Here is a 24,516-nt window from a genome sequence, read left to right on the forward strand (position 1 = left end):
TCCTATTACTCTACGGTAACGCTTTTTGCTAAATTTCTGGGTTTATCTATGTCGCAATCCAGCTCTAATGCTGTATAATAAGCTAATAACTGAAAAGGAATGACGGACAAAATCGGGGTCAGCATCGGCAATGTTTCGGGTATGTATATCACGTTGTCTGCGACAGATTCAATCCTTGTGTCGCCTTCGGTAGCAATAGCAATGATTTTACCTTTGCGAGCCTTGACTTCCTCTATGTTCGATATTATTTTTTCGTATATTTCATCTTGAGTGGCGATAAATACAACAGGCATATTCTCATCAATCAATGCAATCGGTCCATGCTTCATTTCTGCTGCCGGATAACCTTCTGCATGGATGTAGGAAATTTCCTTCAATTTCAAAGCACCTTCGAGAGCTACGGGGAAGTTATATCCGCGACCAAGGTAAAGGAAATTTTTGGCTTTTGCATGTTGCTTGGCTATCTCTTGAATTTTGTCGGCTGACTCGAATATTTTATTGATTTTATCTGGAATTTTGAGCAATTCCTTGGCGATTTTTATACCTTCATATTTGCTCAAAGTATTCATCCTGCCTAACATAATCGCAATGAGGGTCAATACAGTTAGTTGCGATGTGAAAGCTTTGGTCGAGGCTACTCCGATTTCCGGTCCGGCATGAGTATAGACCCCGGCTGATGTGTAGCGAGCGATTGAACTGCCCACAACATTGACGATGCCCAAGACAGTTGCACCTTTTTGCTTTGCTTCACGAACTGCTGCCATTGTATCGGCAGTTTCGCCACTTTGCGAAATTGCAAGCACAATATCATTTTTCTTAATTACAGGGTTTCGATAGCGAAATTCTGACGCATATTCGACTTCTACGGGTATATTTGCCAAATGTTCAATAATGTATTCGCCTACAAGCCCTGCGTGCCATGAAGTGCCACAGGCTGTGATTATAATCCGTTCTGCTGAACGAAGCTGCTCATGAATATGTCGCAAGCCGCCAAGTTTTACATCGCCTTCATCAACAAGCAAACGCCCGCGGAATGCATTTTGAATCGTTTCCGGTTGCTCGAAAATCTCCTTAAGCATAAAATGCTCGAATCCACCTTTTTCAATTTGCTCCAAATCGAATTCGATTTGCTCAATTTTCGAAATCGTCTCAACGTTGGAAATTGTCTTTGTATGATAGCCATCGCGAGTGATTACGGCGATTTCATTATCATTAAGATATATTACTTGCTTGGTGTATTGGATAACAGCTGCAGCGTCAGATGCTGCCACAAATTCATCGTCGCCGATTCCAATCAGCAATGGGCTACCACGACGTGCAGCAATCAACATATCGGGATGGTCTGCTGAAAGCACAAGCATTCCAAAAGTGCCGTCCACCTCCGAGAGGGCAAATCTCACTGCATATTCCAAATCGCCGAATCGCTCGTACAATGCACCTATGAACACTGCCAAAACTTCAGTATCAGTTTCCGATTTGAACTTATATCCGTCTAAAGTCAATTTTGTCTTAATCGCAGTGTAATTTTCGATTATACCATTATGCACAATCGTTATCTTATTTGCTTGGTCGGAATGCGGGTGAGCATTGATGTCGTTCGGGAACCCGTGAGTTGCCCAACGAGTATGTGCAATGCCGATTGTGGAGCTTTCTTTGCTCAAATCTACCATTCTTTCAAGCTCCGACACCTTACCTTTTTTCTTCGTCGTTTTGATGATACCATCGTTCAGCACTGCAATTCCGGCTGAATCATATCCGCGATATTCCATCCTTTTTAAGCCGTTGATAAGTATGTTCGCAGCCGAACTTTTTCCTAAATATCCTACAATTCCACACATAATACTCTTTTTTAATTTTAATTTAACAACAAATATAATTAATAATCAGTAAATCTCGGACATTAATCATCTCTTTAACTTAAGTGCTTTATTTCAATCGTCATATTTTTCGTATTTTTGTATGTTATACTATAAATGAATAAGACGAATATGTACGAAAAAATAAAATCAATCATCGAGAGATTCGAAAAAATTGAGGAAAGCCTGAACAATCCTGACATTATGAATGATGTCAATCGTTACAAGCAAATTTCTCGCGAACGTAAGCAACTCAAAGTTCTTGCTGATATTGGCACGCGTTATATCAAAATGAGTGACGAATTGCAATCCAACAAGGAATTGACCCAAGAGAAAGCCCTTGACCCCGAAATTCGCGAAATGGCTTACGAAGAAATAGAGATGTTGACCGCAGAAATCGAAAAACTTGACGATGAACTCAGATTTTTGCTCATTCCCAAAGACCCGAACGATTTGAAAAACTGTATCGTCGAAATGAGAGCCGGCACAGGTGGTGACGAAGCGGGAATTTTTGTCGGAGATTTGTTCAAAATGTATCAATACTATGCCGACAAAGTTGGTTTCAAACTCGAAGTAATTGATTTCAACGAAAGTGAAAAGGGCGGATTTAAGGAAATTATCTTCTCTATGTCCGGCGACGACGTTTTCGGCACACTCAAATTCGAGAGCGGTGTGCATCGCGTCCAAAGAGTACCCGAAACTGAAGCAAGTGGTCGAGTTCATACTTCCGCAGCAACTGTTGCAATACTCCCCGAAGCTGAAGAAATTGATGTTGAGATTCGCGAAGAGGACGTCCGGATTGACATCTTCAGAGCAGGTGGCAAAGGCGGACAGAATGTGAACAAAGTCGAAACAGCCGTGAGATTGGTCCACAATCCCACCGGAATCGTTGTCCAATGCCAGGAAGAGCGTTCGCAGTTGAAAAATCGCGAAAGAGCTATGAAAGTACTTCGCTCGCGAATCTACGAACTTGAACTCTCGAAGCAACAAGCTGAAATGTCCTCATCGCGAAAAATGATGGTCAAATCCGGAGACCGTTCGGAGAAAATTCGCACTTATAATTACCCTCAAAATCGGGTGACAGACCACCGTTTGGAAGGCGACGCCAAAAATTATTCGCTTCATTCAATTATGAACGGCGACCTCGACGTCATTATCTCGAATCTGAAAGTAGCCGAAAAAGCCGAATTGCTCAACCAGGGCGTTTCACAACTTTAATTTGAACTTATTGCACCTTTTTGTTATATTGTATATTATTTACTAATAAATTTCAAAAAATGATTGACGAAATAAGAAACTTGCGAAACCAAATTGCCACCGAAATCGGCGAAATTACAAGCAAAGAATTGCTCGATAACTTCCGTATGAAATACCTCGTGAAAAAAGGCGAAATTCAATCCTATTTCGAGAAAATGAAAACAGCCGCTCCGGACATTAAGCCAATCATTGGCAAAGAGCTCAACGAATTGCGGCAATTTGCAGAGCGTGAATTCAAGGAGCTGCAAGAAAAATTCACAACAGCGACCGAAACAACTGTTGACATAGATATGACTTTGCCCGGGCGACGCAACTTCAACGGCACATTCCACCCCGTTTTGCAGACTTTGGAGGACATCACAGAAATTTTCAGGTCAATGGGTTTCACCGTTGCCGAAGGACCCGACATCGAGGACGGCTACCACAACTTTGACGCGCTAAACTTCGCTCCGGACCATCCTGCACGCGATATGCAGGACACTTTTTTTGTCAAATCCGATAGGGAACTTTTACTCAGAACCCATACTTCGCCTGTGCAAATTCGAGTAATGCAATCTCAGCAACCTCCAATCCGCTCAATCATGCCCGGACGCGTTTATAGGAACGAATCTATCAACTCCCGCTCGCTCGCAGAATTTCACCAAGTGGAAGGGCTTTACATAGACAAAAACGTCTCCTTAGCCGAGCTCAAAGCCACAATCATGGCATTTGCAAAGCGCATGTATGGCGAAAAATCAAAATTCAGATTCCGTCCCTCATACTTCCCATTCACCGAACCATCGGCAGAAGTTGACATAAGCTGCTACCTATGTGGCGGAACCGGATGCCGCATTTGCAAATATTCAGGTTGGCTTGAAATCGCAGGATGTGGAATGGTGCATCCAAACGTGCTACGCGCCGGCGGAATTGACCCCGAAATTTACAGCGGATATGCATTCGGATTCGGCATCGAGCGAGTCACACTACTACGTACCGGCATAGACGACATCCGATTGCTCTACGAAAACGATTTGAGGGTACTCCGACAATTCTAAGAAATTTTGCATTTTTCGCTAAAAAAGATTTTGTCAATTCAGAAAAAAGTGTTACTTTTGAATTCTTTGTGAATCCGACGGTCCCATCGACTAACGGTTAGGTCACCAGCCTTTCACGCTGGCAGTAGGGGTTCGAATCCCCTTGGGATCACAGAAAATATTTTTTTGCGACTTGAAACCCTGATTATGTCAGGGTTTTTCTTTTTTGCACAAAATAAACGTGTCTAATATGTGTGCTATTTTGGATAAATTTGTCATTTATTGACAAGTTTTTCAATCACTTTTCCGCCCAGAGCCGTTACATAATGTTCACGCTGAACAACTTGGGTATGCCCTAACAATTCGGCTACAATATGCGGAGCTATGCCAACCTCTTTGATTAGATGATTCTCTCGCCAAGCTCGAATCGGGTGGAAGCCCTTTTCCACCTCAATACCTAATACTTTTTTGGCAGTTTTCAAATGTTCATGCGGATGCACACTCGCAATCCATGGAAACATCTTTCCCGTCGTTTTATCCATACAAGTGTCTCTAATTCCCTCTACGATGTCAAATAACTCTGGAAAAATTGACATAGGGAATTCCCGTGACATTATTTTCATATTGGCAGTACCTTTGCCATGGATTGTAATAATGTCGTTATTTATATCTTTATTAAAGAAACGAAGGATTCTATAAGTCTTACGCCTGTTGTGGCGTGATAGCGAACCAAATAGTACATGTCATACTTCTGCTTTTGCCTTGAAATAATCTATTATCGCTAAAACGTGCTCTGTCGTGTAACTAATCTTTTTCGATTTTACCACTTCCGGGATGCTATCCAACAACACCGGATTATATTTAATCATTCCCCTGCTATGAGCATATTTGAAAATCCTTGATAAATTGCTTGTTAGCTTGCGAATGTAATTGGGATGATATTGCCGTTTTATATCTGCTAATTTATTCTCAATATGATTCCGGATTGCATCAATATCATCCAAATAGAAATCTGAATCCGAAAAGAAGTATTTGAGAGTTCTATCGGTCAAGTATTTGGTAACTTTCGGAAATTCATGATAAAACAGCTTATAATATCTATCTACCAGGTCACTTAACATCACAGGTTCAGTTGAACCGTCGTTCGGTCCGTTAACAGTTTTGACTGTAAAATGAGTATGTATTGCTTTTTCAAGCTCGGTTAATGCGTAATCTTTATTGCCGGCACTCCAAGGAATACCCAAACTAAAGCGTAATCGAGTTGGATTCAATGCAGATTTGACAATATCCAAGTGTACACGGTCATTGCGACGGTAACAGCAACCAAAGTTGTAGTATATGTGACCCTTGCGAAGATACCAACGGTCACTTGTTTTAGTTCTTGGACGTGACATTGCTCATTTGGCTTGTTTGATAGATAACTATACCTGCATTGTTGAAAGCATACATTCCATTTTCACCACTTAATAACCAATCGAGTGAACAGCCTGTATTGTAGATTTTAACCAAATCTTGCAATGTTGGCTCGGTAACACCATCGAACCAAGATTTCAGGTCAGATAAAGGAATCCCGGACTTCACTGCATAAGTGTTGAAGTCTGTGTAATTCGCTTCTATAAAGTTCAAAAGTCTATCAATCATGACAATTCCAATAAAAATACTGCAAAAAATAAATAAAAAATCTATGCAAATTTATATATTTTTAAGCATAGATTAATAAATTTTCTATATTATTTTAGATTATAATGTCAGAAAAGCAGAGTTTACCCCGGGAACATTGTATCTTGATTGACAGGATGGTAACGGCTGAGTACCGGTAATGGATTTTTATTAAGTAGCTTTGCACTAAGCAACTCATCTATCATTTTGCGTAATGTAGATTCTGCAAGTCGAGTTTCCATTACCAATTTTTGCAGAAGATGTGTAGTGTCAACGCATTCATTGATGCGTTTGATGACATAAGGTCGTACCAGCTTTGGATTATCCAAGCGTGGCACGTAAACAGTTAGTCCCGGTATGCCTATAATTAGTTGTTTGACTGCTTGAAGTCCTGCATTATCGGCAACAAATTTCAGGTTGTCCGGTAGGTCTTCGTAAGTTATTAAATTGACAATTTCATCTTCTTTCATGCTGATAATCTCTGTTGTGGTTTTGCAAATATAGTAAAAATAGTTTAGTATGCAAATTGAACTCTTATCGGAAATAGTATTTAATACAAACACTCGCTAAATAGCATATCATTAACTACTCTGTATTCATCAATGATTTGATTGTTCTTTTTAGCGATTTGATATGCTTCTTTTCTGTCAACAAATCTGCCGAAACTTGTTAAGAACCCCTGATGATGGAGCTTCCTTGATACTGATTTTGATTGCCATAGAATATTACAGTGCCTTAATCCGCAGTAAATCAATGGCTGACCTGCCAAATCTTTTTCGTCAGGATTACGTATTGCAGCACAAAGTATTCTTTCAGGCAAGTTTTGTAATTTTACTTCAGGTGGAAGTATGATATTTTTCATTTATGTCCATCATTAATTGATTTAGCATTATCCATGCTTCCGGTTTGTCTAAATCCAAATCATGTGCCGTTTCGGACTCTGTTGTGATTTGGATTGCATAGAATTCCGCTTTTTTGGTGGGAATCTCGACTTTTAGAGATACTTCGTAATCGTTTACACTCCACTCAAATTGAATGTTGCCTTCCGGAGTTGGAAATGTGGCGGGCAAAGGGAGCGCCTCGCTATTGTAATTAGTTTCAAATGCTTCTATTAGCCATTCCAGACCATCTTTATCAATAGCATTGCCTATTTCACCATCAAGCCAACCCGACTTCAAAAACGACAATTCAGTAAGACGAGATGATAAATCTAACGGTTTCTCGCTTTTATGAGTCAGCATAATGCTTTCAACTATCGCTTTAGCCTCCGACAAGCTCCGAACAAAGGGGAAATTAACATCGTTTATTTGCTCATCTTTATAAAAAACGGCATACCACCACTCATTATCATCCATTTGCTCAACTCTTAAATGGTAATCGCCTATTTTGATACAGAAATCATCTTGCTCTGAAGTGGTGGTTTCCCAATTGATAGCGTTGCTCATTTTGTTTGATTTCCATTTTTTCATTTTCGATATCTTCGATTCGCTCTAACGAACCTTTGTTTTTAATAAAATCGTAAGCTTGCCTTTTTGCATTTTCCGAACTATCAATAGAGCTGAAAGAAATGCAGTTTAAGCAATCATCATTTGTTTTCGGGTCAAATGGCAGGAAAGTCCTTATGTCTATATAAATAAGCCAAGTTCGTCTTAAAATCGGTCTGTTGTGATAGCGAACTCTACAGCCATAGTCATACTCTGACGATACAGAGCATCTAAATTTTTTAGAAAACTCTTCGAATGTCATTCTACAGTTTCCGGGATTGGCTTATTAAAATCTTCAATATGCCCGAGAGCGAATGTCCGAGCTTCTTTTTCGGATTCGCACCAATGAGAAACTTCGACATCACCGCAAAATGCTTTGTAGCCTGTGCTGATTTTTGCGTCGCCAACTTTCGAGTCCTTGTTTAAAAATGTTTGGCTCTTAATAACCAAATCATTGCTTTTGAGATAATTATATTTTGCTTGATTGGACATTTCGTCCCATGTTTTTTGAGTAAGGCTCATTTTAATTCTCCAAAATAGTTAATGAATCTAAATTGACATTTTATTGTCAATCGAGGTTTAAATTTTTAAAATACTCTATTTGTTCTTTGCAATAATCGACGGAATATCTTTTTTTTTCCGACCAATGGTATATCCCGTTCATTCTATCAGTCCAGCTTGAAATGGCGTTTTGTTTCGCCATTTCGCCACTTCTTTTGTTTTCCTGTTTCAAAGCCTCTCTTCTTTTTCGTTGCTCTTCAAAAGACTCTTGGTCCCGAAGCTTTCTTTCCTGAATAGTTGTTCTTTTAGTCATTATGATACCTTTAAATTATATTTGGAAATTTCTAAACTATATTTGGAAGTTTCTAAATTGCTTATTTATCAGACTCTGTGATATGTTTGTAAGTCCTCTCTAAATGAACTGTAGCGAAGTCTTTTGAATTGTAATTACTATGCTTTGTAAAAAAATCCGGCAAGTCCTTATTGGCTTTTATATCGTAATACACCCCGTTTTTACAAGAGTAGGCAATAGAACAACTTTCCAATTCAATGCCGTATTTAGTAGCCAAGTAACGTTTCAGTAAAGATTTGAACTTCTTTTTCGCCGTCGCAACATCGAAATAAGTATCATCCGCTACTTTTTGTTGAATTAAGTCGTAGTAATGCTTCGAATAAAATTCATATTTTTCTGAGGCTAATTGGATATGATTCATCCTGCCGTCAATTCTCATCAAAGTTTCATCGTCAATCGGTTCCCCCGATTCAATCAAATCATCATACCATTGCTCGAATTCTTTGGCATTTTTCATTATTTTGAAATTCTCTTTTAATCTGTTTTCGAGATATGAAAGGCTGGATAATTCTTTTTGCGTGGCGGAGATGTTGAGTTTCCTCGCTTTTTCCTTAAAGTATTCAGCTTTATTGATTTCTGCGTAACCTTTCTCATGCCTTGCAACTACTCTATCTCTTTGTTTTGCGAATGCTCTTCCGCTCGAAGTGTTGACATTAGGTTGAGTAATCCAAGCCCAATCTTTGCGTAACTTGTTAAATTCCGACTGCAAACTCTCGGCTCTTTTTTTGGCATTTTCCGAGTATCCGGAGTACTTATCAGCTTTTCGCTCGGCTCTCTGGATTTTCGCTTCCAATTGCTCTTCGAATGAATTAAGCTCCTCTTTGCCTTGATATTTGATTTTATATTTGCTCATCGAATAAGGTACATATCCGCCTTTGCTTCGAGATACCCACGCCCCTGAATAATTACTCCACAAGAAACCTCTTTTGATGTCGGATTTCACTTCGTTAGGGAGCTTTTGATAAAATTCTTTTCCGGGTAAATGTAATTCTACTTTGTTATTGGCATTCAATTCGTAATAAGCACCCTCGAATAATGGGTCATATTCTGAAATCGGATCGGATTTTGGATTGGCGATTGTTTCAATATCGCTATTTTCGGTGATTTGATTTTCAGGCATTTAATTTAACTCCACCCTGAAATAACCTTTCTCTAACAAGTGTTCGCATTGCCTCCATCCGGATAAATATTCTTTTGCAGATGCCGCGAAAGCTTCATTATCTGCTTCGGGCGGATGAACGCACCAAATATCATAACGACCCTCGTCAGTCATTTTATAAGCATTCTCCGGAACACTATCAACTTTTTCAAAAGAATGAAAGCTGAATGTATGGAATGGGACAATACATTTTTCCTTTTCCAAATATTGAACTTGGACATAGAATTTGAAGTCTTTCCCGTCTGATATTTTGACATAATCACCGAGATTCAACTTATTTCCTATTCTGTCGAACAATTCTAATCTAAACATTGCTTTCTCCTGTATCGGTGATGGAGTGTGTTGTGTTTGGCAGGTTTTGAGGAATCGTAAATACGTTCATCTTGGGTCCCGGATTGGAGTCGGGGTTTAACCTTTGATTCAATCTTTCAATTTTTCTATCAATGCTCAACTGAATTATCTCTTTATTCAAGAGTATTTTTAGTTGATTAAGCATTATTTCTACATCAGCAACTTCACTACAGAGGTTGTGATATGCTAAAGCCGAATCGGTTTTCATATTGGAATTTGGTTTCTCAATCTCCGAGATTCCAATCAAATCCGACCGTTTGACTTTGTTTAAGGCTTGAATCAATTCGGCGCATTCTTCAATTGCCATATCAAATTGGTTCGCTATGCCATAAAATTGTATTGCTTGTTGCAATACAGCGATTTGTTTTTCATTCATCATTTGCTACTCCGTTTATATTAATTTTTGTCTGGTCTTCCCAGGATGGTGAATCTTTATCGTCGAATCCTGATTGCTCTCTTGATGCTTCAATTTGGCTGAAGCTGAGGGCTCGTTTTTTTATTGCAGTAGATACGTTGTTGGTGTGTACGTTAGAAGTGGGTGTAGGCGAAATGCCGTTATCAGCAAGCCCTGATTGCGCCCTTGATGCCTCGAGGTCGCTGAGCTTTAGCCCTCGTTTTCCTTTCGCCGTTGGTCCTTTGGGGGATTCGATTATTATTTCGTCATTCCAAGATTGATTTCGTAGGTATGTTTCCGGGTTCTTGCGGAACTTTTTATCAGGTGTGCTTTCAACGTATTTCGGAACATGGTCAAGAAGCTTAGGCAATTCGTTTTCGGGAATCTTCGAGAATAGCTCCATGCTCTTTTCTTTGCCGGTCTTTTTGTCGTATAAATTCCAAAATTGCTCAAATAATTCTTTTGCGTGTTGATAATCCGCTGTATTATATTCTTCTTTTATTCTTTCATTCTTATATTCTTTAGTTGTTGTCCTTTGTTTGACTTTTGTTTGTCCTTTGCTTGACCTTTGTTTGTCCTTTTTTTCTGTTTCAATTTGATAAGTGTCGTAATTTGAAACACTTATAACGGTATATTTGTTTGTCGTTTTTATAGAAATTTCACCCGTTTTTGATAGACAATTTAAGGCACGCCTAACTTGTTTTACAGTTAAGTTTACATCGTCGGATAACTTTAACAAAGAAGTAATAAAACTCCCTCTTTTTACAATGACATCGCGCCAAACCTTCTCGGTATGATTCGCAACTAAAACACAGTGAAAGAATACCCTGAAAACATTATTATCGTGATACCATTGCCACTCTAAAATGCTTCTGTAAATTTTAATCCAACCTATGCTCATTTTCAAGCCATTATTTGTGAATCAAGCAGTTTTTTCCATTCCAAAAGTCTTGGAGACCAAAAATACTCGCCGTCAGTATCAAACAATCTTTGCTCAATACAAAGCGAAACAATACCGTCAAAAGTGTCATTAGGACAGCCCAACGATGCCGCGATACCCTCAGTTTTGTCATGCCTTAAATGAGTTTCTTTTGACTCCAACATCATCTCTAACAGGCAATAATAAGTGCCATACCCTTCCATCCGGTATTCAGCACGTAACATCAAAATTTTATCATCACTCCGGGCGTATTCATCGTGGGGGAAATAGCGTTTCTCTCCAATCATGATTTTGCCCTTATATTAGATTATTTGATTTTGACTTAGATTCATTGTCGAAGTATTTTGCGATACTCATCTCAAGAACATGAGAAACTTTCGGCACGTAATCAGGGTATTTCGCCTGGAGCTCTTCCAAACTGTCTCTGAACTTCTTAGTGAATGAGAAAAAATTACTCTTTTTCTTATATTTCTTGAAGTCATCTTCTGTAAGCTCCTTCAATCCTTCTGTGGCGATTATTTCTACCATTGTAGGAAAAGGTACGCTCGGGAGCTTGTTTATCCGCGTGTCCTCTATCATTTCGAGCAATTTGGTAGGCAATAAATAAGTTGAAGTTACTTTAGGGATTGTTGTTGTTTCTGAATTTTTCATATATTTGTCCTTATATATTTTGTAAAATAATATAAATAATTTGTTAAATTTCTAAAGCAAATATATAAGTTTTTTATATAATATCCAAGAATAATATTAGTTTTCTATATTTTTTTTAAATAATATGAAAAATAAAATGATTAAAGACAAAAACACGCTCAGCAAAGAGTTTGGAGAGCGGTTAGAAGACTGGATGAGACCAAATTGGGAAAGGCAGAAAGATTTTGCAACTTACATCACAGAGACTTACGACAAACATTATTCGCCCGCTACGATTAACAGTTACTGCAAGGGCAGGTCATTTCCCGACCAAGTGTTTCTATACATAATACATGACCTTGGAGCAGACCTCAATGCTATGATTACTGGAAAAAATGTCGAACCGACTTACCATTCAAGCTCAATGCCGCATGTCCAACGCTTGAATCGCTGGATTGCCAAGTATTGCGGAACATATGATGATTTGTTTAACATGCACAAAACTCTAATTGACAGAATGCAATTAGATACGGCGGATATTTTCGCATACGCCTATGGCACACTTTCATATTCTCCTAAGGTATCGGATTTCTTTAAGGCTATTGGCTGCAATATGCATTGGGTAATGACAGGCACAGGAACTGAGCTTGTATCATCTCAATCTAAAACCGAACCTGGGAAGCCCCTTGCTTCGAACCCTAATCCAGAAAGCCCCCTTGATTCTGACGCCATAATAGATGCTGCAGCAGACAAGATACTTTCAGACCCTGAACTTTCTGATAAATTATCGAAACAAATTTTAGAGAAGCTCGTATCAAATCTGTCGAAAAAGGACAAATGAGCCGTCAATCTGCTATCTTCTCCTCAGAAGCAAAATGTAAAAAACTTATATATTTCAAAAAAATATACAAGTAATATATAAATTTCTTATATTTGTTTTGTGAATTTCAACAATAAAAATATTAAAAATTTAAATCTACATGGAAAACTTATGTATGATAAAATCTTAAAATTAAAACTCGCCGTATTGGTATTGATGCTTTCAATAAACCATGATTGCCACAGCAAAGATTACAGCAAAGCGATTCAAGAACAGCTTGAATACAACAACTATGACAAAGCCTTCCAGCTTGTCTCAACTCAAAAAAAACAAGCCAAAGCAACCGCAGATACAATCGAGCTTATCAAGGCTAATAATTCACAAGGATTGATTTACAAACACATGTTATCGTACGAATTGTCAATTCCCTTTTTCGTTGAGGTTGTTCAATTATCGGAAATAGTAAATTACTACAAAGGCGAATATTCAGGGCGTATGAATTTAGGCTATTCATATTCTCTTATTGGCAAGTATGATGACGCAATTGAGCATACAATTATAGCCTATGATTTAGCTGTCGCAAACCATGATACTTCTGCTATGGCACGTGCTAAAATGGCAATTGGCAACATTAATTATAATATGGATGATTACGAACAGGCTGACCGTTATTTTAGTGAAGCTTTCGCTTTAGCTATTGATGATACGGTTTTCAAGGTCAAGTTATTAGTCAATACGTCTGTTAATGCTATTGAATTAGGCGAATATGATAAAGCGAGCAACCTGCTTGATATAGCGGAAAGTGCTTGCATATTGCCGATGGACAGGATTGATGTTAAGTTGGCGCAAGGCGAACTTGGGTATAAAAAGGGCGATATCCAAGTTTCTATATTGAGATTTCAAGAAGCATTGAAACTCGCCAAAACCTTAAAAGACAAAGACAGAGAAGCTATATCGCTTTACGGTCTCGGTAGAGTACTTATGAATACTGATTTCTACAAATCAGAGTCGTATTTGAAAACTGCCTATTCTATGTTTGAATCAGTTAACAGAGCCCTTGAAATGGTGAAGGTAGGGGATGCTCTTTTCTCGCTCTATATGGATAATAAAAAATACGACGAAGCAACTGCAACAATGGAGTTGCTGACCGAGATAATCATAAAGCCTAAAGAGTTGGCGCCTGGAATGTCTATCTTGCTAAATCAAACCGCGAATTTGCATGAAATCAAAATTGAACTTGAAAATTCACTGGCGGAGGAAAAGCTTCGAACACAATCGAATATGTATATTTCGGCAATTATAATCATTGTGCTTTTGTTCATATTCGCATTCGTTTTCATGTACTATCGGCGTGAAATCAAAGCAAATTTAAAGCATACTTCAAGTGTTTGCGAATCTCGCAGAAAACTTAAAAAAGACTTGGATCATATCCGGAGCAAATCGAATCAAGTCAAATCCAAGGCAATTGAAATCAATGCTTTTGCAGACCTAAAAACCACTCAGCATTTGCCACGAATCAAAAAGAATTCTATCGAAATTCTTCAAATTCTGGACGATAACAGTTAATGTCTGCATTAGCGCATAGTAACTTATAATAATTTATCATTAAGGGGGATTTATGCAATTAAGCTATAACAGCACAAGCAAGAAACTTGAATGGACGCCCGGAGAGGGTGAAATTCACTTCCAAATCGAATTGAAAGTAAACGACGGAGATTATGCCGTTGTTTATGAAGGTCCGGCTACTGAATATCAATTAGAATTTCCAAATCCATGCACCGTAAGGGCAAAAGGCAAGGGAAGTGGGACCACCACCGGGCACGATGAATGGCTTCTTATTGAATCTGTTCCATGCTCTACAGACCCAATCCACTACATGCCGTTATAATACACCTTCCATTATAACTCAGAGGGCTTGCCATTTTCATTGGCGAGCCTTTGTTGTTTCATCCCGGCTTGAACTACTCAAACGCTATCAATCGAACACCGGAACAGCCAAAAAATATTTTTTTTGTTATAACAAATTGGTATTATATTTGCAAATCAATATGATGCATTTATTAAATCGTTTAAATTATCACATACACTATATAATAATGATTTCGATACGTCCTTAGTTATATTACATATTTATAAATTGAAACATCATGGACCAAATTTGCTATAAGAAAAATTTCATAACAGCCGCTATTGCAAGAATTGATTTCCTAAACCCGATTGACGAAATTGACAACAAGTTGCCGAAAGCATTTATAGATTCTTTAAAAAACAATTTTCCAATTGCCGAATCAAATCCTATCAAAACAGATACATTTGCTATAAGCCACATTGAAACGAAGCAAAGTACCGAAAGCATGATTGAATGGAAATTTTGGAACAAAGAAAGAAATCGGCTCATTGTTTTGACAAAGTTTTCGCTTGCACTTTCACAAAATTATTATTCAACATTCGAAGAATTCACATATGAATTTGAAACCGCCTTAACGTCAATTTGCAGTGTATATAACAACCCAGAAATTAGAAGATTTGGTTTGAGATATGTGAATGAAATTAATATTTCTGAAGATAAGCCATTGAAATGGACCAACTATATCAACAAAAATTTAATCGCCACTATTAATTTCCCTAAAGAAAAGGAAAAAATAAGTAGGACTTTCCACAATCTTATCATGAATTATGATGAATTTGAATTGAAATTTAATTTCGGCATGCACAATGCGGACTACCCCGCTCCAATTAAGCAGAAAAATTTCATATTAGACTTTGATGCGACACATCACGGCATTTTAACTCGAAACGGTGTTTTGGAATTACTGCCCAAGTTCCATGCTAAAATACAGGATTTATTTGAAGATTCTATTTTAGACAAATTGAGGGATAAATATTTGAATCATGACTAATGACCAAGGATACACCAAAAGCTTAGATGATTTTTCAACTATTGATGATGATTCTAAATCTTATATTGCAACAATAGTTTCGACAAAACAAAAAGGGGGTATTGATTATGGCGGGAATAAAGAAGCGTGGCTTGAACGAATACCGGCAATTGAAATCGGCGAATACGGTTCTGGTAAGCCTGAACGCATCGAAACCATAATAACCTTTAGAGTCAAAGATGATTAAAGCCGATGTTAGTAATAAAATTGCAAGACTATGCCAAGGCGACATCATCAGGGATGTTGAGCTTATTGAAAAAGCTGAAATCCTGGATACCGGGCTTTATATTTCTAAAATCGTTTTCCCATATATTATAGTTCTTACTCAAGATTGTGATTTAGAACAAGATTATAACAATCGCACTTCCAAAGAAGTAAAAAACCAAGATAAACACATTCTTTCGGTAATAGTTGCCCCTTTGTATAACTTGGCGCATGTTTATAATGGAGAGCATCTCTCTGAATTAAAGCTCGTAATGCATAATTTCAACGATAATTCAAAAACTCACAAAGGATTCTTGGAACAAAACAACAACCCAAGGTACCACTATATGGAATTTGCCCAAAGCGTCCGGATTGTAAATTCCGTGATTGATTTCAAGCATTATTTTACTGTCAATAATGAGGGATTGAAAGAGAAAAAAGCAAGTAATTTTGTATGCAAAGTGAGCGAACTATACAGGGAGCAAATCTCTTTACGCTTTGCAAACTATTTATCCAGGATAGGTCTACCATAGAATTCTGATCTAAACAAAAAGAGCCTGCTATAAACAGGCTCTTTTCTTATATTGGATTTTACTTAGTTGCGATGTAGTATTGCCCGTTTTCTCAATTCGATTCGCTTCTCAGCGCATAGCGTAATTAAAGCATCTTTCATTTTCAAGAATGCCGGGACGGGAGCCAAAATACAAATATCATCAATCATTTTATCCGTAAGGTAATAACTATATAGAGATTCTTTTATATCTCCGGAAATTGATGCCAACACTGAGCGTTCGTAAAGGATGTAGATGATGATATCGGGGTCAAAGGCGATGTAGCAAGTGTAGCTTTTGCCATCCTCGAACTTGCCGTGTTCGACAAATCCCATTTCCGCCAGCCACTTTTGAGTAGATTCGAGTTTCAAATCTTTGTTATTCGGTTCTGTGGTTATCGTCACCACTTTTTTAACTTCATCGTAAGAAATCAGCTTTTCGCTTTCTAATTGTTTCACCAATTCTTTTACTTCCACTTCTTTTAAGTTCGAATAATACATCATATCTCGATAAGAGATTTGATAACTTCCGTCTTTTATTTGTTGAGCTTTCCGGTTCGTCTTTAGCATCAGAAGGAAAGCACCCGCTTTGAATGCGTGCTTCTTCTTGTCTTTAAAGAAGTATTCCCAGAAACGTATATCAATTTTGTTTTTCATAAATAATTCCTTATTTTTGTACTTCAATGGTGTTTAGTTGTTTTGGACTCAGCCCCCTGCCAGGGGCTTTTTCCTTTTGTACCTTTTTTGTATGTTGAATGTTTGTCATAAGCAAGAAAGCTCCGTTCTTCTGTCTCTAAATTTTCGCTTTACCGGCGCAATATCAAGCAAACCATCAATCACCTCGACATTTTTATTGGAATAATCGCCTAATATTGTCAAATTTCCGATAGTTCTATCCAGCACAATTGTATAGTCAGCTATTTTGTACAAAGTGTCGAGTTCTAATACTAGATTATTCCCTTCCTGCTGTTCTTTTGCTATTTGAACGAGTATATTTTTGTAGTCTTGCACGAGCTCAATAAGGTCTTTTTTTGACCATTTCATCATATTCTTATGATGCTCGTCCTCAGAGAGCACGGCAAGGTTTTCAGCTTTTAATAAATTTTGAAGAATTATTTTGGTGTTCATTGTTTTTTCTCCGATGTTAAAAATTTTGTTATATTTGTTAGTTGATTTTGTTAGTTTTATTGTTATGTTCTCTGATAACCAGTTCGAATGTGCGTTTATCGTCCTTGAACATCGCGTGTCCGGCAAGCATGCAGTATTGAGCAGCAACGCTTAAATGAGGAAGCAGATAGAGTTTTTGCACTTCTTCCATCTTTGTTTTTAAGGCAGAATCAATCGCTAAGGTCGTTCCGCCTCTTGTAGCCGGAGAAGGTCTCCGAGTCGAGTTTTGATTTTTGTTATTAGACATATGTAAAACCTTTAATAAGTTGATAAAAAATATTGTTTATTATAAATTGTAAATAAACACAGTTCAAATATAACAAAGATTTTATTATAAACAAGTAAAAATTTTATTATTTTATAATTTTTTTGAAAAAAATGTTAGATACACCACAAAAGCGTCTTGAACACTATATAAAAACACAGTATGGTACCAAAGTAGCCTTCGCGAAGGCAATAGGCATCTTACCTACAAGTGTTACTAAGTATGCCGGTACAAAAGCCAAATCTATTTTCGGGCATGAATACCAAGTCAAATTGAATTCTCTTGGTCTTAATATCGCATGGTATTTGACAGGTCAAGGCGAGATGTTAGAAAGCGAGAAGGAATCTGAAGTAGTAAAGTTAACTCGATTAGATGAAATGACAATATCCCAGATGAGATCCGTTTTGAATTGGATTGATGCAAATTACGAAACAATGAAATCTATTGTTAGCAGTTTAGATGATAAATAATTTTGAATATACCTGGAGCTTTAAATGAGAAAGTTTTTGTTAACCTTTGCTATTTTTTTGTTATATTCACTTACGATATTCGCCAAGGATGGGCTCGATTACACCTATGTCGATTTTGTAGGTAAAAAGAAAGCGCAAGTCCGTGAAAGCATACTCAAAACCGAGTCACAAGAGTTGCTTGATACGCTGGATAAGATAATTGAAGGTATCATCCTTGTGAAAAAGCAGGATAAATTCAAAAAGAAAAAACTTAATGCCATACTCAAGGAATACCGTGAAAGATTTGAAATAAACAAACTTTACTTTGAGGTAGCCGTTGAAAGTTTGAAAAAAAAACATTTTAATCAAGAGGTGACACGCAGGCTTTTAGATAAAGAGCAGAGACGCTTGATACTACCTATTTTAACGATTGAGGATAATTCTACAATCCTTATTACGACACAGAAAGACGTTGAAACATTAATATATAAAGACCCAAAATACAAGTTAGTTGTGTTTTTATTCTGGGAAATGATAGGTGATGTTAAGACTGAAAGCGTATATGTTAGCGACGTGTCGCCGGATTCAACGGGTAAATTCGTAGAAACGTTCGGCTACATCGATAATTAATTACAACTCCTCAAAACACAGGTTCTTCCAAAGCTACTTATACAGGTAGCTTTTTTTTTGCCAAATCCTTGCTTCAAAGAGGGGGTGTCGCGTTTCACGATACCCTTGACCCTTGACCCTTGAATCATTTTATTGCCTTTTGTTCTTGACCTGCTATCGGTAATACCGATACTATTTTTTTACACAAAAAACACTTAACACTTTAGACACTTTAGAGATGATTTCAGGTAGGCAGTTTGATTTGATTACATCTGTAAAGATAGTATGGGACTATCTCGCTTATTTGTACTACAAACAAAAGACAAACAGTATCACCTAACACAACTTGTATTCATCGGCATATCAAGATGTGTGATGTTAAAAAAGGACAAACAAAAAACATTGGAAAATATGAATTTTTTCAAAAAATCGGAAAAAGGACAAACAAAAAACGCTTGATGTAGCTTTTATTCATGCATGATTTCAATGTTTTGATGTTTAAAAAGGACAAACAAAGGACAAACAAAAGACAAAGAAAGGGCAAACAAAGGACAAACAAAATAAGCCTGAAAACTCGCTATTAGCATAGTGTTTCAGGTTTGCACTTAGCAAAAAGGACAAACAAAAAGCGATAAAAATTGAAAATTTGATAGCTATTTTGATTTTTTTGGTGTGGATTTTTCACAACGCAAGGACAAACAAAATAAGCCTGAAAACTCGCTATTGATAAGTGATTTCAGTTTGTAAAATTTACATTAGGACAAACGAAGGACAAACAAAAAACGGCTGAAACTTGGCTATTGGTAGGTGTTTTCAGGTTCGCACCTTGCAAAAAGGACAACAACTAAAGAATAATATAATACAAAGAATTAAAGAAATAAGAAGGGAATTTTTGCTGATGCAAAAAAGTGATTATACTTTTTTCTTATTGGAAATTGTGTTGTTATAAAAACCTTATAAATGCCCCTAATTTCAATTTTTACACAAAAGGCGTAAAAACATACCTTTTTAGGAGTAGAAATTCAACCTACCCGACAAAAAATCGGAAATTTATTCAATTTTTGGGCTGTAAAATATGCAATTTTCAAACCTTATTTTGACAAAGTATCAATAGTTTTCTTTCCAAGAACATCCAATACTAAATATAACTCTTCTTCACCGATTACAATATAAGGTCGTGCCGGGATGTGTATTTTGTGCGGTCCGGTTTTGCCAAGTACCTTATAACCTCGTCCCTTTTTCAAGAACTGTATTTTGCGGTCTTTCATATCCTTTTTGAATTTGTAACCGTATTCAGTCCCCCCGGGATGGTCTATTGTGCCACCCCATTGATGAATTGCACCATACGGTGAGTTGACAGAAATAAACACTTTACCACTTCGACCAAAAACGTCAATTGAAGCCCTTAGGTTCTTGTTTCGGTTCAATGTTGCTTCCTGAGAATAGCCCAAAGTTTTATATCGTGCTTTGGTATTATCTGCCAATGGCGCCCATTTCTTTTCACCTCCGGAAAACAGACCAATATCACTTTCTTTGCCGTCCCAACGTCCACCCATATCAAAGTTTTTGGCTATTGATATTTCGATGATATCGGCAACATCAGTCAATATCTCTTTGTCAATCGGTGGTTTTAACCGACCCAAACGTTGATTAATAGCTTTTAGAATATCTTTGAATGACTTGTTGCTCATGCTTTTACTACCTTTTTCTTATTTAAAACAGCCTTTACAACTTCTTTCCTTAGCTCAGGGCTATACTTTCCCATATCAGGTTTATAAACCTTTCCCGGCTCGAAGTCAAATGCTTCACGTTCGGCTTTGAGAGTAGCTAATTTCGGATCACTTAATATTTTGTCAGATGTTGATAGCTCGTAACCACCTTTTTGAAACTCAGCTTCTGTCATCGGAACAGCTGAGCAATCACAACCAAATCCAACAGGCGGAAACAGTTTAGCATCTTCTACCTTAAACACTTTGCCGTCCAATTCGCTATGTTCATGCCGTTTAGTGTTTCGTTGAATTTGACTCCAACGCCAATACGGATGAGTGTCTTTTCGACGATTTAAAGTCTCGTAAAAGCCTTGTGAATGGGCTACTTTCATATTTGTGTCAAGAGTAACCTTAAAGCGATTGCCAGACCCCGTCCACCCTCTTTTTTGTAGCTTTTCAGTTAACATAGCATTCGCCTGAGCAAGCGGAATTCCCTGCTCTTTCATTTCAACAACTGCATTGAAAATATCTTGCAGAAAATCTGCTCTTACAATCCCTGCCACAGTAAAAGCCGTATCATGAGAAGCATTTCTAATCTTTAGCCATTCATCGGCAGTAACCAGATTACGCCCTCTAAGCAACAAATACTTTAATGCTTTTTCAGGTTTACTTTTCAACAGTTGAAATAACAATTTTTTATTTAACATTTCCACCGCCTTCAACCCTGCCCAAACCCTCACTAACAAATAACAGATGCTCTAACATCTTGACTAATTTATCATTTTCCAAGTCAGGATATAATTTAAACAGCTTACTTTCAACTTCTTCATAGCTATTTGTCCCCTCAAACACTTCAGAAACAACTTTTAACATTTCTTCACCTATTACACCCAATTCCTCAGCTTGCTCATCATGTTCGTTAAAAGCGGGTGTTTCTTGCTTAATTTCAGGTGCTTTTGGTTCTTCCGGAATATAAAACTCATCTTCTTTCAAACCGTATTTTTTGTAATGTTCCTTAGTGAAAACAATCTTACCTGTACTAAGCAATTTCGAATCCCTTTCGGCTAATGCCAAATTTACATCGTCTTCCTCGTACATCCCGAAATATGGCATACGCTCAACATTTTCAAAGTTATAATCAATTAGCCATTGAATAAGCGTATTAAAAGTTTGTTCAATCAAACGCATATCACTTTCAACAATTTCTTGCCTTACGTCCATATGAACTTTTCCAAGTGCAAATGTACCTTTATCGCCTTGCTCTGTACTTAGCGTTTGTGACAGAATCGCTTTGGAGATTTCAGCATTCATAAAAGCTACTAATTGCTTATAAGTTTCACCCGATTGAGTACTGCCGGCATTAATAGCCTCAATCTTTTCACCTGCCTCATCATCTAAAGTGAATACTCCAGAACCACCACCGATTAAAGAAGCTAAAGACGCTGCCAAATCTTCAGCAGCATAACTCGGATTCGTTTTATCCAATATACCAATCAAGTACGGAGCTCCAAACTTTTCAGAGTATCTCGTCCAGAACTCCATAACAGCTTTTTTATAAGTCCATGGCCAAAAGCAATTAGCTAACACTCCCCGACCGTAAGGATTCCCGCCTGTATCGCCATGTTTAACAACAATAAACTTCCGCGAGTGCGGTACAGTTCTTTGAGCGTTTTTTGAATATACGAGATTCTCGTCAGGGTCGAACTTAAACCAATGTGGTGGTTTGCCGATAATAGCACTTGGGATAAGGAAATTCCCTTTCCAAACCTCATTTTCTACATCCAACGTTCCGACTTCATGCCAATATACTTCCATTGGTTTGAAGCCATACAAAACAGCATCAAGCATCTCATCAATCACTTTGTACAGATTTAGCTTAGAGAACAATGCTTTGATGAACTTGCTTTCCTTTGTTGGTTCTAAACCTCTGTCAATATCCCATTCTAAGCAAAGATTACCCGCTTTTCGAGATTCAACACAACTCCTGATATGGCTATCATACAGCAGATTGTAATAAGCATCAATACCTAACCTTTTTTTATTCAATACTTCATCAGGATTTTGCAATTCGCCAAATGCCATTTCGACGAAGTCAACACTTGCAACAACACCCAACATACCATCAGTTTTTGTCGGTTCTCTTTTGGCTTCTTCTTTTGTTGGTAAGTTTTTCTTTCCAAAAATATCTGAAAATTTCATTATAATTGCCCTTGATAAATTGATTCTTCTTGTCTATAATTTGTTAATTGTCTGGTAGAAACCTTATTAGTATTCGCCTGTAAAGCTCTGAAATGAGGTTCAAGCCTTTGTAGCATGATTGTTAGCGTATCAACTTGGTCTTTGAATTTAGAACCCGGAAACTCAGCATGTTCGGATATGAAGTCATCTAACCAATCAGCACCGTCAGGTAAAAACACTAAGCCTCTTTCAACTTTAGGCGATTGTTGATGCGCTCTAACCACCTTATCCATAGTTCCAACTTCTTTGATTGGTAGCTTAGTTTCACGTTTTAAACTCTGTATTAAACTCCGTCCACTCGCTGCTTTTTCAATGGCGATATATGTAGGGTCATGTTTAACATATTGCACTTTTGCCTCTTTCAACAAGTCAGGATATAACAGCCTTCTTTTGAATCTATCCAAGATGTAAAAGCCGTTGATGTTTACTCCACCTGTCAGACAGACCGAATAAGCGTTGTTTTCGCCTTCTTCGTATGCAGTATCCCAAACTTGTATCACCAAATCCAACGGCGGTGCAATTTTGAAACGTCCCCACCAAGCGGGATTGAATATCATGCTTTCCGGGTCAACAGGATTTTGCTTAATTTGCGCCGAATAGCCATAACTACCCATTTCATCCCTAATGTCATTCAGAGCAATACGATTCATTCTTACAGGGTCAAACAACCCATCAACATAATGGCTTCTTAATTCAGCGGGTTTTACATCTTCGGTTAGCTCTCCGGGTAAGCATATATGTTTAACATTCGGTCGTTTTAACATCTGTGCCGTAGGGTCATCTGCATGTAAACGTTGCATAACCAAGATTGTCAAGGTTACATCATTGTTTCGCTTACGGCGTGGCAAGGTTTGTGATAATACTCGATTAGCTTTATTTCGCTTTGCAGTTGAATGAACTTCTTCGGCACTTATAGGGTCATCACCTACGATTATATCAGCGTGCTTACCTGTAATTGTGCCATAGATACCTGTTGCTGTTCGAACGCCAAAGTGATTGTTTTCATATTCTGCTTTAGTATCTCTATCCAAGCGTAATACTAAATCAGGGTACATAGCCCGAAACAAATCCGAACGAAGTATATCACGAGACTTCAAAGCAAAATCTACTGCCAAATTTGCTGAATAACTTGCTGTTAAAACTCGCATTGATGGGCGTAAAGTCCAAGCCCATACAGGCAGGTATATTGAACAAATACGGCTTTTTGTCGAACCCGGAGGCACGTTAATACACAAGTCGTACAACTTCGGTTTACCCTCAGCAACTCGCTTAACAGCTGTTTGAATTTCATCACATAGGTATTTGATATGCCAATTGTCAACTAAGGGAGAATCTTCGATTGTGTCCCAATAATAGCGTAGGAAGCTGTAAAAGTCATCTTTGAAGATTTCAGCTAACAGCCTGATTGAAACATCTGATATTTGCATTATTTTATCAAGATGCAACATTGACACGCTCCGTTAGCTTAGCCAATATCATAAGTTCATTAACATTTAATTTCATGATTTGCTGTATTTCTTCTTCCGTCAGCGGTGTTTTATTGCCTTCGTCAATAACAACTCCACCATAGCCTCTATCTTTCGCCTTAGCTCTCAGAAACTCCATTAATGCTCTAAGGTCCGGTTTATGTTCAATCTCAGTTATTTCTAATAGCTTTACTTTCTTTCCTTGTGGTGTTATTACTTCTCTGGTCTTAGTTTGCGTTGTCTTGATGCCTGTAAACAGCTTAATCAGAGTACTTTCACCTAAATCTATCAAACTTTCCTTTATTTCTTCTATCTTTTCGGCAAATTCCTTATCGTCTTTCATCCAAATGTAGTAAATGGTTCTGCTGATACCTGACTTACGGCAAGTAACAGCGACATTTAAGGCATTCTTAGGAAAGAGTTCGAGAAATATTTGCTTTAGCTTATCAGTTGACATTTTAAACACTTACAGTATTTAGTTAATAAATTATGTTTGACAGTTGT

The 24,516-nt window shown here is 37.6% G+C and carries 34 protein-coding genes and 1 tRNA gene; 11 read left to right on the forward strand and 24 right to left on the reverse strand.

Translation table 11 applies throughout. The features are described 5' to 3' along the window. Positions 1 to 5: 5 nt before the first annotated feature. Entirely contained in the window at positions 6 to 1,838 is a 1,833-nt protein-coding gene (glmS, locus tag M9949_05945) for a glutamine--fructose-6-phosphate transaminase (isomerizing) (GenBank protein MCO5250947.1), read from the reverse strand. Positions 1,839 to 1,988: 150 nt separating this feature from the next. Between glmS and prfA the strand changes: the two genes are divergently transcribed. From prfA to M9949_05960, 3 genes are all read left to right on the forward strand, one after another. Beyond that, complete coding sequence (prfA, locus tag M9949_05950) at positions 1,989 to 3,074, forward strand: peptide chain release factor 1 (protein MCO5250948.1); 1,086 nt, start codon at positions 1,989 to 1,991, stop codon at positions 3,072 to 3,074. 59 nt (positions 3,075 to 3,133) lie between these two features. After that, positions 3,134 to 4,147 (forward strand): phenylalanine--tRNA ligase subunit alpha, encoded by a 1,014-nt coding sequence (pheS, locus tag M9949_05955; protein MCO5250949.1) that lies wholly within the window; start codon positions 3,134 to 3,136, stop codon positions 4,145 to 4,147. Positions 4,148 to 4,226: 79 nt separating this feature from the next. After that, positions 4,227 to 4,298 (forward strand) — tRNA-Glu (locus tag M9949_05960). 103 nt (positions 4,299 to 4,401) lie between these two features. Here the strand turns inward: M9949_05960 and M9949_05965 are convergent. From M9949_05965 to M9949_06035, 15 genes are all read right to left on the reverse strand, one after another. After that, positions 4,402 to 4,722: a hypothetical protein gene (locus tag M9949_05965; GenBank protein MCO5250950.1), complete on the reverse strand. Its 321-nt coding sequence runs from the start codon at positions 4,720 to 4,722 to the stop codon at positions 4,402 to 4,404. Between the two features lie 147 nt (positions 4,723 to 4,869). Further along, the gene (locus M9949_05970) at positions 4,870 to 5,520 is read right to left on the reverse strand and encodes a hypothetical protein (GenBank protein ID MCO5250951.1); all 651 of its coding nucleotides are present in this window, start codon (positions 5,518 to 5,520) and stop codon (positions 4,870 to 4,872) included. Continuing rightward, positions 5,501 to 5,767 (reverse strand): hypothetical protein, encoded by a 267-nt coding sequence (locus M9949_05975; protein ID MCO5250952.1) that lies wholly within the window; start codon positions 5,765 to 5,767, stop codon positions 5,501 to 5,503. Before M9949_05975 ends, M9949_05970 begins: the two co-directional genes overlap by 20 nt. Before the next feature lie 122 nt (positions 5,768 to 5,889). Then, on the reverse strand, positions 5,890 to 6,255 hold the full coding sequence (locus M9949_05980) for a hypothetical protein (protein MCO5250953.1): 366 nt from the start codon (positions 6,253 to 6,255) through the stop codon (positions 5,890 to 5,892). A gap of 80 nt (positions 6,256 to 6,335) precedes the next feature. Beyond that, positions 6,336 to 6,647 (reverse strand): hypothetical protein, encoded by a 312-nt coding sequence (locus M9949_05985; protein ID MCO5250954.1) that lies wholly within the window; start codon positions 6,645 to 6,647, stop codon positions 6,336 to 6,338. Then, entirely contained in the window at positions 6,622 to 7,230 is a 609-nt protein-coding gene (locus M9949_05990; protein ID MCO5250955.1) for a hypothetical protein, read from the reverse strand. The genes M9949_05985 and M9949_05990 overlap by 26 nt, the downstream gene beginning before the upstream one ends. Continuing rightward, positions 7,184 to 7,531 (reverse strand): hypothetical protein, encoded by a 348-nt coding sequence (locus M9949_05995; GenBank protein ID MCO5250956.1) that lies wholly within the window; start codon positions 7,529 to 7,531, stop codon positions 7,184 to 7,186. The genes M9949_05990 and M9949_05995 overlap by 47 nt, the downstream gene beginning before the upstream one ends. Next, the gene (locus tag M9949_06000) at positions 7,528 to 7,791 is read right to left on the reverse strand and encodes a hypothetical protein (protein ID MCO5250957.1); all 264 of its coding nucleotides are present in this window, start codon (positions 7,789 to 7,791) and stop codon (positions 7,528 to 7,530) included. The genes M9949_05995 and M9949_06000 overlap by 4 nt, the downstream gene beginning before the upstream one ends. A 46-nt stretch (positions 7,792 to 7,837) precedes the next feature. After that, complete coding sequence (locus M9949_06005; GenBank protein ID MCO5250958.1) at positions 7,838 to 8,083, reverse strand: hypothetical protein; 246 nt, start codon at positions 8,081 to 8,083, stop codon at positions 7,838 to 7,840. A gap of 61 nt (positions 8,084 to 8,144) precedes the next feature. Continuing rightward, a complete protein-coding gene (locus M9949_06010; protein ID MCO5250959.1) occupies positions 8,145 to 9,242 on the reverse strand; it encodes a DUF3560 domain-containing protein in 1,098 nt (365 codons plus the stop codon). Continuing rightward, positions 9,243 to 9,593: a hypothetical protein gene (locus M9949_06015; protein MCO5250960.1), complete on the reverse strand. Its 351-nt coding sequence runs from the start codon at positions 9,591 to 9,593 to the stop codon at positions 9,243 to 9,245. Beyond that, positions 9,586 to 10,011, reverse strand: a complete 426-nt coding sequence (locus tag M9949_06020; protein ID MCO5250961.1) for a hypothetical protein — start codon at positions 10,009 to 10,011, stop codon at positions 9,586 to 9,588. Before M9949_06020 ends, M9949_06015 begins: the two co-directional genes overlap by 8 nt. Beyond that, positions 10,001 to 10,927 (reverse strand): hypothetical protein, encoded by a 927-nt coding sequence (locus M9949_06025; GenBank protein MCO5250962.1) that lies wholly within the window; start codon positions 10,925 to 10,927, stop codon positions 10,001 to 10,003. Before M9949_06025 ends, M9949_06020 begins: the two co-directional genes overlap by 11 nt. 2 nt (positions 10,928 to 10,929) lie before the next feature. Further along, a complete protein-coding gene (locus M9949_06030) occupies positions 10,930 to 11,253 on the reverse strand; it encodes a DUF4373 domain-containing protein (protein MCO5250963.1) in 324 nt (107 codons plus the stop codon). A gap of 10 nt (positions 11,254 to 11,263) precedes the next feature. Then, complete coding sequence (locus M9949_06035; protein ID MCO5250964.1) at positions 11,264 to 11,617, reverse strand: toxic anion resistance protein; 354 nt, start codon at positions 11,615 to 11,617, stop codon at positions 11,264 to 11,266. Between the two features lie 136 nt (positions 11,618 to 11,753). On the opposite strand from M9949_06035, the gene M9949_06040 reads away from it, so the two are divergent. The 6 genes from M9949_06040 (at position 11,754) to M9949_06065 (ending at position 16,092) form a co-directional block, all read left to right on the forward strand. Continuing rightward, on the forward strand, positions 11,754 to 12,437 hold the full coding sequence (locus M9949_06040) for a hypothetical protein (protein MCO5250965.1): 684 nt from the start codon (positions 11,754 to 11,756) through the stop codon (positions 12,435 to 12,437). Between the two features lie 150 nt (positions 12,438 to 12,587). After that, a complete protein-coding gene (locus tag M9949_06045; protein ID MCO5250966.1) occupies positions 12,588 to 13,982 on the forward strand; it encodes a tetratricopeptide repeat protein in 1,395 nt (464 codons plus the stop codon). A gap of 52 nt (positions 13,983 to 14,034) precedes the next feature. After that, positions 14,035 to 14,304, forward strand: coding sequence for a hypothetical protein (locus tag M9949_06050; GenBank protein MCO5250967.1), 270 nt, complete (start codon positions 14,035 to 14,037; stop codon positions 14,302 to 14,304). Positions 14,305 to 14,563: 259 nt separating this feature from the next. Continuing rightward, on the forward strand, positions 14,564 to 15,316 hold the full coding sequence (locus M9949_06055) for a TIGR04255 family protein (GenBank protein ID MCO5250968.1): 753 nt from the start codon (positions 14,564 to 14,566) through the stop codon (positions 15,314 to 15,316). Further along, positions 15,309 to 15,542 (forward strand): hypothetical protein, encoded by a 234-nt coding sequence (locus M9949_06060; protein MCO5250969.1) that lies wholly within the window; start codon positions 15,309 to 15,311, stop codon positions 15,540 to 15,542. The genes M9949_06055 and M9949_06060 overlap by 8 nt, the downstream gene beginning before the upstream one ends. After that, on the forward strand, positions 15,535 to 16,092 hold the full coding sequence (locus tag M9949_06065) for a hypothetical protein (protein MCO5250970.1): 558 nt from the start codon (positions 15,535 to 15,537) through the stop codon (positions 16,090 to 16,092). The genes M9949_06060 and M9949_06065 overlap by 8 nt, the downstream gene beginning before the upstream one ends. 62 nt (positions 16,093 to 16,154) lie before the next feature. Here M9949_06065 and M9949_06070 read toward each other — a convergent pair whose 3' ends face one another. From M9949_06070 to M9949_06080, 3 genes are all read right to left on the reverse strand, one after another. Next, the gene (locus tag M9949_06070) at positions 16,155 to 16,766 is read right to left on the reverse strand and encodes a hypothetical protein (GenBank protein ID MCO5250971.1); all 612 of its coding nucleotides are present in this window, start codon (positions 16,764 to 16,766) and stop codon (positions 16,155 to 16,157) included. Positions 16,767 to 16,871: 105 nt separating this feature from the next. Then, positions 16,872 to 17,237, reverse strand: coding sequence for a hypothetical protein (locus tag M9949_06075; GenBank protein MCO5250972.1), 366 nt, complete (start codon positions 17,235 to 17,237; stop codon positions 16,872 to 16,874). 37 nt (positions 17,238 to 17,274) lie between these two features. Continuing rightward, the gene (locus M9949_06080) at positions 17,275 to 17,523 is read right to left on the reverse strand and encodes a hypothetical protein (protein MCO5250973.1); all 249 of its coding nucleotides are present in this window, start codon (positions 17,521 to 17,523) and stop codon (positions 17,275 to 17,277) included. Between the two features lie 131 nt (positions 17,524 to 17,654). Between M9949_06080 and M9949_06085 the strand changes: the two genes are divergently transcribed. Next, a complete protein-coding gene (locus M9949_06085; protein MCO5250974.1) occupies positions 17,655 to 18,011 on the forward strand; it encodes a hypothetical protein in 357 nt (118 codons plus the stop codon). Between the two features lie 24 nt (positions 18,012 to 18,035). Then, entirely contained in the window at positions 18,036 to 18,620 is a 585-nt protein-coding gene (locus M9949_06090) for a hypothetical protein (protein MCO5250975.1), read from the forward strand. 1,070 nt (positions 18,621 to 19,690) lie between these two features. On the opposite strand, the gene M9949_06095 is transcribed toward M9949_06090, so the two are convergent. The 5 genes from M9949_06095 to M9949_06115 are packed head-to-tail and all read right to left on the reverse strand — an operon-like array spanning position 19,691 to position 24,469. Then, positions 19,691 to 20,290 carry a phage virion morphogenesis protein gene (locus M9949_06095; protein ID MCO5250976.1) on the reverse strand — a complete coding sequence of 200 codons (600 nt, stop codon included), beginning with the start codon at positions 20,288 to 20,290 and terminating at the stop codon, positions 19,691 to 19,693. Continuing rightward, a complete protein-coding gene (locus M9949_06100; GenBank protein MCO5250977.1) occupies positions 20,287 to 21,015 on the reverse strand; it encodes a phage head morphogenesis protein in 729 nt (242 codons plus the stop codon). Before M9949_06100 ends, M9949_06095 begins: the two co-directional genes overlap by 4 nt. Beyond that, positions 21,005 to 22,507: a DUF935 domain-containing protein gene (locus M9949_06105; GenBank protein ID MCO5250978.1), complete on the reverse strand. Its 1,503-nt coding sequence runs from the start codon at positions 22,505 to 22,507 to the stop codon at positions 21,005 to 21,007. The genes M9949_06100 and M9949_06105 overlap by 11 nt, the downstream gene beginning before the upstream one ends. Beyond that, positions 22,507 to 23,994: a phage terminase large subunit gene (gene terL, locus M9949_06110; GenBank protein ID MCO5250979.1), complete on the reverse strand. Its 1,488-nt coding sequence runs from the start codon at positions 23,992 to 23,994 to the stop codon at positions 22,507 to 22,509. Before terL ends, M9949_06105 begins: the two co-directional genes overlap by 1 nt. Continuing rightward, the gene (locus M9949_06115; GenBank protein MCO5250980.1) at positions 23,981 to 24,469 is read right to left on the reverse strand and encodes a hypothetical protein; all 489 of its coding nucleotides are present in this window, start codon (positions 24,467 to 24,469) and stop codon (positions 23,981 to 23,983) included. The genes terL and M9949_06115 overlap by 14 nt, the downstream gene beginning before the upstream one ends. Positions 24,470 to 24,516 lie beyond the last annotated feature (47 nt).

Source organism: Candidatus Kapaibacterium sp. (assembly GCA_023957315.1).
Taxonomy (GTDB): domain Bacteria; phylum Bacteroidota; class Ignavibacteria; order Kapaibacteriales; family UBA2268; genus PGYU01.

Bases quoted from the DNA above. Each gene is read 5' to 3' on its own strand.
- glmS (MCO5250947.1), bottom strand. From the start codon at position 1,838: ATGTGTGGAATTGTAGGATATTTAGGAAAAAGTTCGGCTGCGAACATA.
- prfA (MCO5250948.1), top strand. From the start codon at position 1,989: ATGTACGAAAAAATAAAATCAATCATCGAGAGATTCGAAAAAATTGAG.
- pheS (MCO5250949.1), top strand. From the start codon at position 3,134: ATGATTGACGAAATAAGAAACTTGCGAAACCAAATTGCCACCGAAATC.
- M9949_05965 (MCO5250950.1), bottom strand. From the start codon at position 4,722: ATGTCAATTTTTCCAGAGTTATTTGACATCGTAGAGGGAATTAGAGAC.
- M9949_05970 (MCO5250951.1), bottom strand. From the start codon at position 5,520: ATGTCACGTCCAAGAACTAAAACAAGTGACCGTTGGTATCTTCGCAAG.
- M9949_05975 (MCO5250952.1), bottom strand. From the start codon at position 5,767: ATGATTGATAGACTTTTGAACTTTATAGAAGCGAATTACACAGACTTC.
- M9949_05980 (MCO5250953.1), bottom strand. From the start codon at position 6,255: ATGAAAGAAGATGAAATTGTCAATTTAATAACTTACGAAGACCTACCG.
- M9949_05985 (MCO5250954.1), bottom strand. From the start codon at position 6,647: ATGAAAAATATCATACTTCCACCTGAAGTAAAATTACAAAACTTGCCT.
- M9949_05990 (MCO5250955.1), bottom strand. From the start codon at position 7,230: ATGAGCAACGCTATCAATTGGGAAACCACCACTTCAGAGCAAGATGAT.
- M9949_05995 (MCO5250956.1), bottom strand. From the start codon at position 7,531: ATGACATTCGAAGAGTTTTCTAAAAAATTTAGATGCTCTGTATCGTCA.
- M9949_06000 (MCO5250957.1), bottom strand. From the start codon at position 7,791: ATGAGCCTTACTCAAAAAACATGGGACGAAATGTCCAATCAAGCAAAA.
- M9949_06005 (MCO5250958.1), bottom strand. From the start codon at position 8,083: ATGACTAAAAGAACAACTATTCAGGAAAGAAAGCTTCGGGACCAAGAG.
- M9949_06010 (MCO5250959.1), bottom strand. From the start codon at position 9,242: ATGCCTGAAAATCAAATCACCGAAAATAGCGATATTGAAACAATCGCC.
- M9949_06015 (MCO5250960.1), bottom strand. From the start codon at position 9,593: ATGTTTAGATTAGAATTGTTCGACAGAATAGGAAATAAGTTGAATCTC.
- M9949_06020 (MCO5250961.1), bottom strand. From the start codon at position 10,011: ATGATGAATGAAAAACAAATCGCTGTATTGCAACAAGCAATACAATTT.
- M9949_06025 (MCO5250962.1), bottom strand. From the start codon at position 10,927: ATGAGCATAGGTTGGATTAAAATTTACAGAAGCATTTTAGAGTGGCAA.
- M9949_06030 (MCO5250963.1), bottom strand. From the start codon at position 11,253: ATGATTGGAGAGAAACGCTATTTCCCCCACGATGAATACGCCCGGAGT.
- M9949_06035 (MCO5250964.1), bottom strand. From the start codon at position 11,617: ATGAAAAATTCAGAAACAACAACAATCCCTAAAGTAACTTCAACTTAT.
- M9949_06040 (MCO5250965.1), top strand. From the start codon at position 11,754: ATGATTAAAGACAAAAACACGCTCAGCAAAGAGTTTGGAGAGCGGTTA.
- M9949_06045 (MCO5250966.1), top strand. From the start codon at position 12,588: ATGTATGATAAAATCTTAAAATTAAAACTCGCCGTATTGGTATTGATG.
- M9949_06050 (MCO5250967.1), top strand. From the start codon at position 14,035: ATGCAATTAAGCTATAACAGCACAAGCAAGAAACTTGAATGGACGCCC.
- M9949_06055 (MCO5250968.1), top strand. From the start codon at position 14,564: ATGGACCAAATTTGCTATAAGAAAAATTTCATAACAGCCGCTATTGCA.
- M9949_06060 (MCO5250969.1), top strand. From the start codon at position 15,309: ATGACTAATGACCAAGGATACACCAAAAGCTTAGATGATTTTTCAACT.
- M9949_06065 (MCO5250970.1), top strand. From the start codon at position 15,535: ATGATTAAAGCCGATGTTAGTAATAAAATTGCAAGACTATGCCAAGGC.
- M9949_06070 (MCO5250971.1), bottom strand. From the start codon at position 16,766: ATGAAAAACAAAATTGATATACGTTTCTGGGAATACTTCTTTAAAGAC.
- M9949_06075 (MCO5250972.1), bottom strand. From the start codon at position 17,237: ATGAACACCAAAATAATTCTTCAAAATTTATTAAAAGCTGAAAACCTT.
- M9949_06080 (MCO5250973.1), bottom strand. From the start codon at position 17,523: ATGTCTAATAACAAAAATCAAAACTCGACTCGGAGACCTTCTCCGGCT.
- M9949_06085 (MCO5250974.1), top strand. From the start codon at position 17,655: ATGTTAGATACACCACAAAAGCGTCTTGAACACTATATAAAAACACAG.
- M9949_06090 (MCO5250975.1), top strand. From the start codon at position 18,036: ATGAGAAAGTTTTTGTTAACCTTTGCTATTTTTTTGTTATATTCACTT.
- M9949_06095 (MCO5250976.1), bottom strand. From the start codon at position 20,290: ATGAGCAACAAGTCATTCAAAGATATTCTAAAAGCTATTAATCAACGT.
- M9949_06100 (MCO5250977.1), bottom strand. From the start codon at position 21,015: ATGTTAAATAAAAAATTGTTATTTCAACTGTTGAAAAGTAAACCTGAA.
- M9949_06105 (MCO5250978.1), bottom strand. From the start codon at position 22,507: ATGAAATTTTCAGATATTTTTGGAAAGAAAAACTTACCAACAAAAGAA.
- terL (MCO5250979.1), bottom strand. From the start codon at position 23,994: ATGTTGCATCTTGATAAAATAATGCAAATATCAGATGTTTCAATCAGG.
- M9949_06115 (MCO5250980.1), bottom strand. From the start codon at position 24,469: ATGTCAACTGATAAGCTAAAGCAAATATTTCTCGAACTCTTTCCTAAG.